Here is a 14,604-nt window from a genome sequence, read left to right on the forward strand (position 1 = left end):
AGTCAATCAGGATATTTTTGTAATACTCGTTCTCTCCCGATAAATAGCAATAAATCCGGGTCAGCCACTGACTGATCTTGACCCCATACAGGGCGACAATTTCATCACCTGCCTGAATGATCGTATCGGTGGGATGATTGCCGACTACATAGACGTGCTGTTTATCAATTCGACGCTCAATCCAGTAACTAGACTCAGCAAAGTAGGGGAGTCTGCAACATGCTTACGATCGATAGCCCAAGACTTGAATTAATTAAGTGATGTATTAAACGCCAGCAGGAAGTACTTCAGCTGAAATCGTTTTTACCACAAGCCAAATTGCTTACTTATTAAGGCTTACGAACCAAAATTTCAGCCAGGTTTTCCTAAGTGTAACGGACCGATCGTATGATGTAAAATCGCATCGGCGAATCAGCGATAATTTTCGTGGTATGCCATAGCGTCCCGTTTCAACCTAAAACCCTTAGTAGAATCTGGTATACATATCTTTCTCTTAAACTGATTCATTCCAACCAATGGAAGTAGTGTTGGGTCTTCCTTTTCAATTCGTAAAGTGTTTAGTTATGATGATGTTTTCTGCCCTACTAATCACAGGTTTATTAAGTTTGATTCAAGTAGGTGATGAGCCAAAAGTTCACTTTTCTTCAGGAAGTTTTCGTCAGATTTTGGCGCAAGCCAATGGTAGACATAGGCCTGTTTTCATTGACGTATCAACCAGTTGGTGTGTTCCTTGTAAAAAAATGGAGAAAGAAGCGTTCAATACGCCATCCATTGCTCAAAAGATAAACGACCATTTTATCGCTTATAAAATCGATGCCGAAAAGGGAGAAGGAGAATTAATAACCAGAAAATATCACGTAACGGCCTATCCGACTTTATTATTTCTAAACGAGGATGGGACCCTTCGTCAGAAAACGGTAGGCTATACCACGATCGCTACGTTATCCAGTCAACTCGATGCGGCTCTATTGGTGCGTCAGCAGGGACTCTCCTTAACGCAATTTGCCGCCAGCTATAACCGGGGCAATCGACAGGCATCCTTTCTGTATGCCTATTTACAGGCCTTAGGCAAAGTGGATCTTGATGGGGCCGATGTGATTGACGCCTATATCGCCACGCTTCCCTGTGATCGAGTATATGCTCCACCCACGTTAAGACTCATGACTCAGATGGTATCGACATCCCATTCCCAAACGTATGATTTGTTGCAAACGTATTTACGGAACCAGGGAAAGCAACCCATTGATCCAGACCGAAACACCCAACTCATCGTTAGCTTTTCAACCGCCTTACACCATGACCTACAGGAGGCTATTGAGCGAAATGATGAGGATTTATTTCGGGTTGTTCTTCACCGAAAGCTTCAATTTAACAAGTTACTGGAAAGAACTACCTCAGAACGGGAAACCCAAATCATCCGACACGAAACGATCAACTTTTATAAACGAACGAGTAATTTCCCAAAGTATAAATTGGCGATTAGACCGTATCTAACGCACCTCCTTACCCTACCCGACGAGTCATCTCGAAAAATGGATTCGCTGAATTTTACCCGGTACTTATCGGAGATAGCCTCCTTACCTGACTCGATTCGAAAACAGCACTATGCGGCCTATCTAACCGATCGAACGGATACCCAAGTTTATTATATCGCGCTCGATTTAAGTGATATGGCCCGCATGTATTTAACCTATGCGACGAATCGGGATGATTTACTCGAAGCGATCAATTGGTCTAAAAGGGCCGTCGCTTTAACCCCACACCCCGATTTTCTAATCACCTATGCGGGTTTGTTAGCCAAAACGGGTCAGGCAGGGCAAGCGAGCCTGATTCAGAAAAAGGCGCTGGATGAAGCTAAAAAACGAGGGTTAGATAGCCAGCCTTATCAAGCGGCACTTGACCAATTCGATCGATCTTCTCGCGACTGGTAAAAAGAGCAGAGGTTCGGAAGGTAATGACGCATATTTACTTTCGAGGCTTTCATTATCAATAACCTATTCATCATGAGTACATTAAGGTGCTATATTTATTCGCTTTTCTTTTTTTTAGTGTTTAGTTTGACTAGCAGCCAAGGAGCTGATACCCTGACCATAACGCTCCATCGATCGTTTCTGACCACGCCGAAAATTAATCTAACCTCGATCGATATGATTTCCTCGGAACCAATTTCCATTGGCCATGTCCTGCACCAGGAAACAAACCAAGTTGTTCTGGAGGTAGTAATTCCTGGCCCTCAATTCGCTTTTCTAGAGATTGATGGGACTTTCCTGCCGCTTTATTTAGAGCCCAGGCGCGATTTGCAACTCTACATGGGTAGCACCGACCCCACATCCATTCGATTCGAGGGGCCAAGCGCCATAGCCAATGGGTACTTGGCGAAAGCTCATGCGATTCGCCAGCGGGCCGAGCAGTCTGCCGGCAGGCATTACACTCAATTATCGCTGACTGAATTTACAACTCATTTGAACGCAGTCAGGGGGCAGTATGAGCGGCTTGATCAAACGGTTTTAGCCAAAACCAACCTGGCCGACTCGCTAAAAGAAGTACTGAGCGCTCGTAACCAAGTCAGTTTAATATTTATACAACAGAATTATGTGCTCGCTCATTATGGGGAAAAACTATCCCAAGTTCCTGACCCACTGAAAGCAGTTGTTCAACCCCCTCTCTTTAATTCTCGATTTGTGCGGTTTAAGATGTCTGAATATGCAGATATCGCCCATATCTATGTTAGTTACATTCTCCGTAGCCTGCTTTCTTCTCCTAAGATGATAAGTGATTCAACAGCTTTAGCCGTCGATCGATTCATTCAAAATAGCCCCTATTCTCTGGCTGAAAAAGACTATTTAAGGGCAAAGAATTGCTACAATTGGTTAACAATCACGGGCATTATTCCCGCTACTGACCAACTTATCACCCAGTATAAAGCCAGTTTCCCGAATTCGTTCTACCTTTCTACGCTGGCCCAACTTTATCAAAAATGGTCAGCTCTGGCGTCGGGTCAACCAGCTCCGGATTTTTATGGCGTGACGCCCAGGGGGGATACCCTGGCGCTGAGTTCGTTAAAAGGGAAAGTGGTGTACGTGGATGTGTGGGCTACCTGGTGTATGCCCTGCCGTGCGGAGTTTCCCCAGGCTAATCAATTGCAACAGCAATTTTCGAGTACTCCGGGGGTGGTATTTTTGTATGTATCCATCGATCAGAATCAGGTAGCCTGGAAAAAATTGCTTCAGGACGATACTCACCTGACAGGTATTCATATTAATCAAGCCTCGGTGGAACAGGCGGGTTCGCTGTGGAAACCCTATTTACTGATAAGCATCCCCCGTTATATACTCATTGATCAAAAAGGCCGCATAGTCCAGGCCAATGCGGATCGCCCCTCCTCGGGGAAAGTAGCGGCCGCTATTCAAGAGTTAATGCTCTAAATGTATTGCCAATCTTGGTAGTAGGGCTTGTAACAATGTTACTTCCCTTAAACTTGAATAAATTTATACTAACTAAAACCCTCTGACTATGAGCATACGTGTAATGGCTATCCTGCTACTGTTTGGATTGGGCCAATCGAGTTTCGGCCAATCCAGACCCGGTCGGACCAAAACCAATCTAGCCAAAGAAATTACTGGCGTGTGGGCGCTGGTGGACAAGCCCACGGATACCGCTTCGGCAGGGAGTCGCCTTAAATTCATCATGAATGGCTATTGGAGCATGACTCAAGTGGATACAATGAGTCATGTAACCATATTTCATCATGGGGGCAGCTATACACTGGCAGACAGCATCTACAGTGAAAAAATAGGGTACGCCAATGGCAGTACGGCTAACTACATTGGCACAACGACTGTATTCTCGGTTCGAATAAAAGGGAATACCATGTACTTAAAAGGGATTGGTAATCCCTGGAATGAAGTTTGGAAACGTCTTCGATGAATCGCTTTTCCTGATCGTTGGGAGCTAAGGTTGACAAAGCGGCTATAGTGAAAGGGAATAGTGAGTAAAGTCGATTAAGTTAGTAAATCATGACTGGATCGACTTTACTCACTATTCTCCACCAGACGGTTTAGTCAACTTCGGAATTGGGTGTCAATTTTTCCGAAATCACCAATAGGGCAGCATTACAGTAGAGCATGTTCATCGATGCTCATTACCGGGTACGCGTTTGGGATGATGGCACTCCGTCCAGTAGGCAATAATGGCGGCTAACTGCGCTTTCCAGTCAGCGTACGTGGTCTTCTTTTCGAATAATCCCTGAATGGTTAACTCATAGGCTTCTTCGACTACTGGTTCTTCGACGGGATGGGTCATGAACACGAAGGGAATACACTTTTTGCGTAGGCTCGGCTGCTGATCGATTTGCTGGCGAAGCTCCAGGCCACTCATCCCCGGCATACTGATTTCGGAAATAATCAAAAAGGGAACTTCCGATGTCGTCTTCAGGTAATCCAGAGCGGTTTGGCCATTAGAAAAAACGACTACGGGATGGGAGAGAGCTAATTCTGACAAAGCTTTTTTAAACATGTCATGATCATCCTCATCGGCGTCAATAAAGATTATAGAGTGCTCTTCCATGCTACTAGTAAACAAGGGTAGGGTAAAATAAAAGCCCGGTTCAATACCGAGCTTTCCAAGTTTTTCTGTTTTTCTAACGTTGAGTGAAACGAGATCGATCTATGGTAGAGCTGCTCAAGAGGCAGCGAACAACTGAAGACAAAAATCTGTTCACCATTTGCTAAGCTCAAATCATGCCAATTGAATAGAGTCCTCATAAATGATTAATAGTCAATACTATAGATTAAATAGTAGTCATTGTGTTCTAGAAAAGTAGTTGCTTTATTGCCCCATTTTGTGGGCTTAAACCCACAGTTTGTGCGTAGCAAATACGCATTATAAACATCCGATTCTATAAACATGCAAAGCTTTCTTATTAAAATGGGGCGTTCAACGAGATAATTATAGAAGGCGGGCTATATGGCTAACTCAACCAGGCTTACTCATTAATAAACTGGATAATAAAGCCGCCTTTAGGAGCAAAAGCGTGCTGCCAGGTAGATGTGATTGGATACGTTTCCGTTTTAAACGTCATCAATGCATTTTCGCCTTCCGAAATGACTCTAAATTTAGAAAAGCCCTTTGCATACTTGGTCAGATTTAGGTTGACAGGCATTGCTTTATCTGTACCATTGATGCCCACAATATAAGAAAGCTTTCCATTCTGACGAGATAGGATGATCTGTTCTCCTGGTTCAGCCACTAGGCTTTCCGTTTTATCCCAGGTAGCAGGCATGTCTTTCAATAATTGCCGAACCAATACAGGCAGCGACTCAAACATCTCTTTTGAATCTGCAAAATGAATAATTCCTGACGTATAGATCATTGCTGTAGCCAGCTCATGAACCGCCGTGTTCAACCGGGGATATTTTCGGATGGTTAGGGCAAACGGAGTGTAGTCCGTAGGGCCTGCTACATTTCTGGTAAATGGCAATACGGTATTCTGCTCGGCGGCTTTATCCGGATACCTAGCTTCATAAAAATAATGTTCCGTTCCTAAAACAGCTTCGGCTGTCATGAAATTTGGCCAGGTTCGATGCCAGCCTCGGGGAACAGTCGTGCCATGGAGGTTAACTAGTAAATGCTCTTTGGCCGCATCCTCAAGAAGTGACTGGAAGCAGGCCATTACCTCCTGCCGATCGGAGCACCAAAAATCTATTTTAACCCCTTTGACACCCATGGCCGCCAATTCTTTGAACTTCGCTTTTCGTTTTTCGGGGTCGAAATACGCAGCCGAATAGGCCCACACCATGGGTTTGACCCCCTTAGCAGTAGCCTGGGCAATGATCCCTTTTTCTGTATTGGCTTTCTCCCAGCCCGCATCAAACAGCGTATAGCCAAAACCGAATGAAGCAGCAAGATCAGTGAATGAGTTATAGATTTCAGCTGAACGATCCTCGGGATGTGACCACCATGACCAGGTAGCTTTTTCCGGTTCAATCCAGGATGTATCGTCTAGTTTAGAAGCAGGTGCCAAATCCGTAATCAAGCTTGACAGTAGAATGTCACCGGCCTGTTCACCGATGATGATCACCCGCCAGGGCATCGTCCAGGGAAGGTTGTATGTTGGATGATTATTGCTGCCCAACGGAAGGGTATATTTTTCGTCTTGTTCCGCAAAGGCAATTTTATACACCCCACCCTGCGAATCGGGTTGCAAATGACAACCTGGATACGAGCCATCTGTTCCGGACTCGGCCAGTAAAACCCAGTTTTTGCCCTCATTGACCTGAAAAAGGGCAGGCATGCACCAGCCCACAGATGGGTTACGGGGATTACTGATTGAGTCGCCGGGATGTACTTTAAAGTAAAAATCTTCGTAGCCTGGGGTAACCTTTCCCGCTTTATTATAAGGCTGTAACCAGCCCTTCGCACTTTTTTCAATATGAAATCCTGTACTTTCCGTATTGATTACCCGTATTTTTTTAGCCTGGTCCGGAAACCGGTAGCGGAAAGCAACACCTTCTTTTCCGGTCACCAAATCAATGATCAGGAGTGCACCCAGCTTATTTTTGAACGTTATACTCTTCGTTTCAAAAACTTGGTTTATCGTTTTTACGTTACCCACTTTCAGATCATAGTTCTCCCTTCTGACTCCAATGGGTGAAACCTTAACGAGGGAGAGCCCAGATGTAAAGTCCTGATCGTCACAAGTCAGGCCAAGTGGAGAATCGGCAATAATGGTTTTATCCCGGCGTGTTACCTGGTAATGCAATTCTCCACTTTTAGTCAAAGACAAGGTGATTTTGTTTGATCCAAGCTTTGAACTCAGGCTCATTGATTGGCTTATTGCGTTAAAGCTGCTGAACAGAAAAATTGCGCTGGCTAAAAAAGGCAGGCCTTTGTAAATCACTCCATTTCTCATGCTATTGATTGGGTTTCTTAGGGCCAACGCGGGGCGGATTGTGAAAAAACATAGTTTGTAACTAGCAGTACTTATTCTCATTAGAAAGAGGGGTTTTATAAAACCCCTTAGATTTTAGCTCTTATTGGCTGATTCGCCTGTTTTTGGGCGAATAACCAGTCCAGCAAGCCAGGTGTCTTGATGACTTCCTCCCAAATACTATGATCAGCCTCTGGATACTCTGTGTAACGAGGAGTTCCGCCCGCTTTTTTCAACGCACGAACCATGTCTCGGGAACCACTAACGGGCACATTCCTGTCTTTTGCTCCATGAAAGGCCCAAACCGAAACGGATTTCATACGTTGAGCCTGGTCGGGATTACCTTCACCACAGACAGGAATGGCAGCCGCGAACAACTCGGGGTGTTCGCCAATCATATGCCAGGACCCATATCCTCCCCGTGATACCCCCGACACATAGCGTCTTTGGGGGTCAATCGAGTAGACCTTATCCAGGGAAAGGATGGCTTCAATGGCCAGGGAAGCTACTGACGGAGTATTCGCCACCCCTCCCCCAGCCGGAATAGGGCGGACAACGGGGGACCAAAACAAAAGCAGGATACTTTTTCCTATTTTCATCGGTAGCTAACCATTTTGCCATCGGACAGGCATCAATCTGGCGAATATTGTCTAACCGGCAGGAGTAAGGCAGGCCAATTACCAGGGGGTACCGTTTACTGGGGTCGTAGTAAAGCGGTTTCAAAAGCCGGTATAGCAACGTGTCTCCCTGGGGGCTAATATACTTTCCCTGTTCAAAAGGCTGAGCCAAAGCGATTTCTCGGGCCGACGCATGGGTATGGTTATAGTTATCTCCGAGTAGTTGGATACCAAGCACCACCGAACAGATAGCGAGAATAACAGTCATACCTTTGGCAGTAAGTAAGCCAGGGGATAAACTGGTGGGCACTGTGAGGCTAGCACTTCTACGCAACTCATCAATAAAATTAAGCAGGAGCAGAACTGGAACAACTCGTTCGGGCAGGAATAGCCATTGTTGAATTAAATCCAGTTTGGTATTTGGGGGGTAAGGGGGCGCATTCATAAACCAGACCAGAACTACCAGTTGAGCTCCATATACTAGAACCAAAAGAATTCCTGTTCTTTTTAACCAGGGTCTGTTGCTCGCGCGAGACAAAACCAGCGTAGCACCGTAAACCAGATAGGTTATGATACCCAGCAAGATAGCTCCCTTGTAATATTGACCCAGAATCGGATACAGTGTTGCTACAAGGAGGTAAACAAGTACGACAGAAGAGACTACGGTAGCTAGCATCCCAGCCCAGAAAGTCGCCTTATACTGTTTATGATGATAATAGATCAGTAGTAGAACGGCCGTGATAAGTCCAATGACGTCGCCAACCAGAAACCAGCTTCGAAACGAAGCCAGCCTATATAGGTCAACGCCCCGCTGAAAATGGAGCCAGCTTTGAAACAAACCAACTGCCAGGGTGAGCCCTAAGCTAAAACAAACACTTTGGTAGAACTCTTTAGTCATCAAGCCAATTATCGGATCTAATCCCGAATGGAGATAAGAACCAAAGGTCTACTAGGCTGAGATTTACTAGTCTAACAAGCTAGTTTGTTCATATCTGAAAACGCTCCCAAGTGAGACGAAGGGACTTTTATATATGAACGCTGATAACAAGGTGATTAACTCGCTTTACTTCCCAATATAGGGTAACGTAAATGAGTGACGCTAATCCCCGCAATGGGATATAGCCTTAGCATACTGACAAAAGATGACCTCGGCTTTTCCCTGCTTATCCAGTTGAAAGACTTCACAAGCCAGCCGGTCATTTACTGACGTGTAGTAAATAGACAGCGTGTTAATACCAACAAAAACGTTGTGTAGGGTAAAATGTAGGTTGGGATAGGTAGCCAGGCCAAGCTGAAAATAACGTTCCAGATCGCGCTTGCTGGTAATACAACCTGACTCATTGAACTTTAGCAGCGGAATGAATGGCGAATAAAATGCCAGCTCGTCAGCATAATGGTCTAAAATAGCGGCAAGATTATGGGCGTTAAACGCACTGATCCATTCATCGGCAAATTGATAGGCTTGTTCTTGATTCATATGGCCTTGTCTGCTTTAAAAACCCAGCCAACGCCAAACTTATCCGTAAACTGACCATAGCTGCCAAAGGGCACTGAATGGAGTTCCTGAAACGTTCGTTTGTCTGAATCAGCTCCTTCGGCCAGTTTAGCATAAACCGATTTGAGTTCCTGATAAGAGTCTCCAATCAGGAACAGACTAACCGTATTGCCCGATTTGGGCTCCAGGATAGGGGAAGCCATCCAGTCAGTAGCCGAAATATCGATAGCACCGCTTTTTAGCTGCGCATTGATAATACGGCTGTGTTTCTCGACAGGAAACTGATCCTTCATGGGTGTATCCCCCAATTTGGTCAGGGTTAACTCGCCACCCAGACATTGCTGGTAAAAGCTCATAGCCTGGGCACAACTGCCATCAAATAAGAGAAAAGGGGTGCAATGGATCATGGTCTGTTTCAGATTTGTTAATGAGTTAGTTAGGTATAAATAACTGCGTTTAACGAACGGATTATCAATCATAGATAGCGGAGCCACGTTTGTTCTTTGTGCCGCTCTTTATAAGCTCCATACCATTTACAAAGCGGGTACATCATCAGGACAATGAAGAGCCAAATCAAATAAACAGCCCATAAGTCAATGCCGCTGCCAGTTTTTGGTCGACCGAAATTAAAGCCGAATACCAGATCAGAGCTTTTGAATCCTTGCAGGAAGACCATGACAAAAACGAGCGGGTGAATCAAATACCAGTGCACCAGGAAATAAAACAGGGGTGTTTTTCCATACACACGCACAATACCTGTCCAACGGTTATTTATACCTTGTACCAGGGAAAGAATGAGAAACATGATCCCCAGAAAAAGGAGACAGAACTGCAGCGAGGGAGGATATTTAGTCACGTTGATGAACGATAGAAACGAGTATAGCCTATTCTTTTGTGAAGACCAGTTGACCGGATCTCCATATAGGTTCATCCCTCTTAAGAGGCTAAATAAGCCTAGCGATAGTAATCCTGTCTTCAGAAAAATCCTTCGTTGGCTCTGTTCAGTTGACTCAAAAAAACGACCGGCACCGTAACCGATCAGCATAATGCCGAGCCAGGGAACTGGCGGATAGGCGACAAAAAGGAGTTTCCCAGTACCATATGGGAAAACCATTGGTGAGAAAAGAGATCTCAGCACTTTTAAAAGCAAGTTTTCTGGAACCGGAATCAAGGTGATTAACCCATGAAGAGCGACTATCAGTCCGCCAATCAGCCCGATCGTTCGAGGAGGTAATTTTAACAAAACACTGAGAATCAGAAAGCCAATTCCAATAGTCGCAATTACCTCAAGGATCAGGACATCGAAATGGGGGTCGAACCACATGCCGAAATTGACCACACTGAACTCTAGCCCCACCAGCCAGATGCCCCTTGACAGCAGGAAGCGCCTTGTAGCGACCAGATCCTGTTTAGCGTTCATGGACAGAAAAGCAGAAGTTCCGGAAAGAAATACGAAGGTCGGTGCACATAAATATGTGACCCATCGGGTAAAAAATAACGCCGGTGTTGTGGTCGTCAGGTCCGTAGGCGACTGCGATAACGAGGTGGTATGTAAAAGATCCCGAACGTGGTCCAGGGCCATAATGATCATGACCAGACCGCGCATAACATCAATACTGTTGTTTCTCTTCATGATAACTGGTAGTTCTCTGATCAATCCGCGGTTGTGAATCATCGCCAACGTTCGATGTCCTCCACCCATTTCTGCTGTTTCATGGTGAGACCAATCAGTAAGGCCACCCCACTGTATGCCAGCGCATCAAACGCACTGGCCAATAGATTTCCCCGATTGGCGACTGGGTTCGACAGGGCGCCTGGGACATGGACCAGCCAAAACCACAAAAAGATCATCAGCGAGAGTAACAGGGCGATGATCCGGATTCGTATGCCCAGGATAATGGCGATGCCGGAAGCAATTAAGGCGATGCCCGTCAGATTGATCCAAAACAGGTGGTTGGCCATCCAGTCGGGAACGGTATTGGCCAGAAAATCAGCATAAATAATGTGTGAGATGCCAAAGCTGGTTATGGTGTAGAGGAAAAACAGATTGCCATAGGGCATGATTTTTTCTAAAACCGCAAGCCTGCCCGTTAGTGGCGTCTCAAACGAGTAGGCGATCACAAAGGCCCCTCCAGCCAGAGCCAGTTCCTTCAAGGGTGCCGTCCACAAGCCTAAGTGATACAGTTTATTGGGTTCTGAGATAAGCTCGTAGGTCATATGAGTTCCTAAGAGCAGTGATAGCCAGACAGCTCCCAGCAGGAGAGCCGCTTTTTTGCCGACGCTGGGTAGAACCAGTAAAATGCCGGTGATGATCAGATAAAGTCCGAAGAGCCAAGCGAACACCTTCAGGAACGGAAGGTGCTGCTGATAGACCGAAAAAAAGACATCCCGGAAGTTCCCAAAATAAATTTGTTGACAACCATACACAAAAAGTGCGATCGCGTAGAAAGACCTGCCAATCTGTACTAGTTGTTTCATCGTGATCTGGGCGTTACTGGATGGAAGCTCAAAAGTAGAAACAAGTCTTTTCGCCCAGGCTTATTGTCTGTACACAACCCAATTCATCGGTATACACCGTTCACCGACAAAAAAGGTCGTTGATCGAAAATCGGGTACTGCAGTCGATCAACGACCGTCCAAATGCTTACCTTCGTTTGGGAGGGCCAACTCATGAAATTAACTAGAGAGGTTGCGTTTAATGCTGTTTTCTGGGGGCTATATTTCCTCTATCAATGGCTAGGCCTGGCGTCGCTGTATGGCAATTATAACAACTACTTTATCAACGCCTGTATGGCTTTGCCGGTCGCCTTCCTCTTTTCGTGGCTGACCGTTCATTTTCTGATAAAGAAGCGGTTGGCCGAAACCAGCCAGGCAAAATACTGGATGTACTTGATTCTCTGCTCGCTTTTCTTGCTCCTGGTCAGGCGGTACATCAATTATTATCTTCTTTATCCGAAATACTTTCCCCAAGCCCAGCATATGCCATTTCTTTCGGCCGGAAAAATGCTGGTCGAGGTAGTTAACCTGTACACGATAACCGGCTTATATGCTTTGTATTATTTTATCCGATCGTGGTATGAGGAACGCTTTCGCGTACACCAATTGGTGCAGCAGAAAACAACGGCCGAACTGGAGCTGCTTAAAGCGCAGGTTCAGCCCCATTTTGTGTTCAATACGTTAAATAATATTTATTCGACGGCCTTAAAAAGCAGTCCAGAAACGGCATCGCTGATTGCACATCTATCGGGTTTTCTGGAGTATAATTTATATGAATCAACGCAGGCAATGGTGCCTTTAGCAACGGAGATTTCCTATATCGAACATTATATCGAACTACAAAAAAACAGATACGGTCCCAAATTGGACGTGTCGATTAATAGATATTCCTCCATCGATGAAATCCAGATCGCTCCGTTGCTCTTATTGCCTCTGGTGGAGAACAGTTTTAAACATGGCGTGGCTTGCTCGCCAGGATTTAGCTGGATTCGGATCGATATGTCCAGACAGCCCGGTCAATTCTCGATTAAGATCGCCAACAGTAAGGACGAACAAGGCCCAATCCCGGTATCCACACTAGGGGGAATTGGCTTGTCGAATGTAAAAAAAAAGACTGACATTGCTCTATCCCGATGCGCATGAGCTAACGATTATTGACGAGCCGCATTCATACCTGATTAGTTTGACGATTAAACTCTTGACAAATGACGAACTGCTTACTCGTTGACGATGAAGCACCGGCCAGGGAGCTACTTATTCATCACCTGTCAACACTGACCGATTTTCATGTTTTAGGCTCCTTCGACAATGCGGTCGATGCGTTCACGTTTTTGCAGAAAAATCCGGTTGACCTGGCCTTCATTGATATCCAGATGCCAAGAATGTCAGGTCTTGATTTGGTACGATCGGTAAAGATCAGCCCGAAGGTTATTCTAACGACGGCCTACCGGGAGTATGCGGCTACGGCTTTTGACCTGGATGTTTTAGATTATCTGGTTAAACCGATCACCCAGGACCGATTCCTACGAGCCATTTCAAAGTACCTGCATTCTCAAAACAGCCCTGAGTTAGCTTCCCAGATTGCCAGTCGTTATGAGAAGATGTATATGTTTTTTAAGGTTGGCCGGGATCAACTAAAAATTTTCCTGAAGGACATTATTTACATTGAGGGGCTTGTTGATTACATAAAGGTGCACACGAACGAAAAGACCTACGTAGTGTCAGAAAAATTAGGGTACATGGCGGAAAAACTCCCTGACGACAAGTTCATTCGGGTGCACAAATCGTTTATTATTGCCTGGGACAAACTCCTCAGTTACAACGCAGATCAGGTGAAACTAGTTACCCAAACACTTCCGCTGGGCCGGTTATATAAAGGTGCCTTTTTTCGAAAGATCCAAGTTGACAATGTCGGCTTACCCGCCTTTAAAACCGACGTCTATTAATGTTAGATCACTAATGATTCTTAGCCTGGGATGACAGTCAGTACAATCCAGTTCGCCTGTCACCTGATTATATTAAAAAAACAGATTGAGACTCTAAGTTGTGTACTCTCAAAATATGTTGATTTTGGTGACCAATCTAAAACAACTGACACCCTATCTGAGTCAATCTAAGTAATTTCTCAAAATAAGGTTAGATTAATTATCTTAGCCTCATGAGCCGAAAAGAAAAGTACCTTGAATTGACCGAAAGTAAGCGGGTGACCTTGCGAGAAGGCGCAACACATCATCATTAAACTGATTTTAGTGAAAAATGTCAAGGTCTACTCTTAAATCATTCTGGAAAGAGTTTTAAGAAAATAGTGACTCATTTTGAGTACCACGAATACCACTCACACCCAACTGATCGATAAAGCCTAAATCCAATTGAAATTTTATGGCGATTTTACAAGTATAAATGGCTGGATAAAACTCATTACAAAACGTGGTTGACATTGAAAAAAGCGATCCTGCAAATTTTCAAACAATATGGCTCAACCTATTTGATTAATTTTAGTAAGTTAATCATTAGAAATACAGGAAAATATCCAATTTAAACTGGCTTAACTACTTAAATACTTGTGCCGCTAAGTCGATCCTAATTTATAACTATTGCATTAGGGTCTGCAGAGTCAATTTTTACCCCTCGTATGCAGAGGTACTTATAAAAAGTTGTTTTAAATATGTGTAGCTCTCGTGCGATTTGTTCCACGGAGTATTTGGCTTCTTTGTATAGGCTTTCGGCAATTCAGGCTTTTTGCTCATCCGCTTTGGTTAGTCCTTTCGAACGTCCAAATTTTTAACCCCGTCGGCGGGTGGAAGCAAGTCCGGCCAATGTTGGCTCTCGTATCACCTCTCATTCGAACTCTGCTAGACTAGCAAAAAATCGAAAAACAAGTCGGCCCTGGGCTGTGGTTGTATCAATAGGATCGTTCAGACTGACTAAACCAACATGTTGATCGGCTAACTGAGTCACGATCTCGGTTGAATGATTTAAGGAGCGGCCCAGCCGCTGGGTGGCTTAATTCGGGTCGTGCTGGCGGCCTACTTGAAAATAGCTTTTTGACGCACGTGTGGCAGCTAAGA

Annotated in this window: 14 protein-coding genes; 5 read left to right on the forward strand and 9 right to left on the reverse strand. The window is 44.9% G+C overall.

Annotated elements, in window-relative coordinates:
- Positions 1-569 precede the first annotated feature (569 nt).
- The 3 genes from H3H32_RS08030 (at position 570) to H3H32_RS08040 (ending at position 3,927) form a co-directional block, all read left to right on the forward strand.
- Positions 570-1,931: a thioredoxin family protein gene (locus H3H32_RS08030; protein WP_240543867.1), complete on the forward strand. Its 1,362-nt coding sequence runs from the start codon at positions 570-572 to the stop codon at positions 1,929-1,931.
- Between the two features lie 216 nt (positions 1,932-2,147).
- Positions 2,148-3,425 (forward strand): TlpA family protein disulfide reductase, encoded by a 1,278-nt coding sequence (locus H3H32_RS08035; protein WP_182462203.1) that lies wholly within the window; start codon positions 2,148-2,150, stop codon positions 3,423-3,425.
- A gap of 88 nt (positions 3,426-3,513) precedes the next feature.
- Positions 3,514-3,927 carry a hypothetical protein gene (locus tag H3H32_RS08040; protein WP_182462204.1) on the forward strand — a complete coding sequence of 138 codons (414 nt, stop codon included), beginning with the start codon at positions 3,514-3,516 and terminating at the stop codon, positions 3,925-3,927.
- 201 nt (positions 3,928-4,128) lie between these two features.
- Here H3H32_RS08040 and H3H32_RS08045 read toward each other — a convergent pair whose 3' ends face one another.
- From H3H32_RS08045 to H3H32_RS08075, 8 genes are all read right to left on the reverse strand, one after another.
- Entirely contained in the window at positions 4,129-4,566 is a 438-nt protein-coding gene (locus H3H32_RS08045) for a response regulator (protein WP_182462205.1), read from the reverse strand.
- 418 nt (positions 4,567-4,984) lie between these two features.
- Entirely contained in the window at positions 4,985-6,910 is a 1,926-nt protein-coding gene (locus H3H32_RS08050) for a glycoside hydrolase family 97 protein (protein ID WP_182462206.1), read from the reverse strand.
- A 107-nt stretch (positions 6,911-7,017) separates the two neighbouring features.
- On the reverse strand, positions 7,018-7,455 hold the full coding sequence (locus H3H32_RS37360; RefSeq protein WP_240543702.1) for a carboxylesterase family protein: 438 nt from the start codon (positions 7,453-7,455) through the stop codon (positions 7,018-7,020).
- Positions 7,418-8,443 (reverse strand): hypothetical protein, encoded by a 1,026-nt coding sequence (locus tag H3H32_RS08055; RefSeq protein ID WP_240543703.1) that lies wholly within the window; start codon positions 8,441-8,443, stop codon positions 7,418-7,420. Before H3H32_RS08055 ends, H3H32_RS37360 begins: the two co-directional genes overlap by 38 nt.
- Before the next feature lie 201 nt (positions 8,444-8,644).
- Positions 8,645-9,022 carry a nuclear transport factor 2 family protein gene (locus H3H32_RS08060; RefSeq protein ID WP_182462207.1) on the reverse strand — a complete coding sequence of 126 codons (378 nt, stop codon included), beginning with the start codon at positions 9,020-9,022 and terminating at the stop codon, positions 8,645-8,647.
- Positions 9,019-9,447 carry a VOC family protein gene (locus H3H32_RS08065; protein WP_182462208.1) on the reverse strand — a complete coding sequence of 143 codons (429 nt, stop codon included), beginning with the start codon at positions 9,445-9,447 and terminating at the stop codon, positions 9,019-9,021. Before H3H32_RS08065 ends, H3H32_RS08060 begins: the two co-directional genes overlap by 4 nt.
- Positions 9,448-9,515: 68 nt before the next feature.
- Positions 9,516-10,673, reverse strand: coding sequence for an acetyltransferase domain-containing protein (locus H3H32_RS08070; protein WP_182462209.1), 1,158 nt, complete (start codon positions 10,671-10,673; stop codon positions 9,516-9,518).
- A gap of 38 nt (positions 10,674-10,711) precedes the next feature.
- Entirely contained in the window at positions 10,712-11,518 is an 807-nt protein-coding gene (locus tag H3H32_RS08075; RefSeq protein WP_182462210.1) for a hypothetical protein, read from the reverse strand.
- 192 nt (positions 11,519-11,710) lie between these two features.
- Here H3H32_RS08075 and H3H32_RS08080 point away from each other — a divergent pair, with 192 nt between their 5' ends.
- Entirely contained in the window at positions 11,711-12,679 is a 969-nt protein-coding gene (locus H3H32_RS08080) for a sensor histidine kinase (RefSeq protein ID WP_220472613.1), read from the forward strand.
- 62 nt (positions 12,680-12,741) lie between these two features.
- A complete protein-coding gene (locus tag H3H32_RS08085) occupies positions 12,742-13,482 on the forward strand; it encodes a LytR/AlgR family response regulator transcription factor (protein WP_182462211.1) in 741 nt (246 codons plus the stop codon).
- An 892-nt stretch (positions 13,483-14,374) separates the two neighbouring features.
- On the opposite strand, the gene H3H32_RS38160 is transcribed toward H3H32_RS08085, so the two are convergent.
- A complete protein-coding gene (locus H3H32_RS38160; protein ID WP_374191875.1) occupies positions 14,375-14,527 on the reverse strand; it encodes a recombinase family protein in 153 nt (50 codons plus the stop codon).
- Positions 14,528-14,604 lie beyond the last annotated feature (77 nt).

This window comes from Spirosoma foliorum, from assembly GCF_014117325.1.
Lineage (GTDB): Bacteria > Bacteroidota > Bacteroidia > Cytophagales > Spirosomataceae > Spirosoma > Spirosoma foliorum.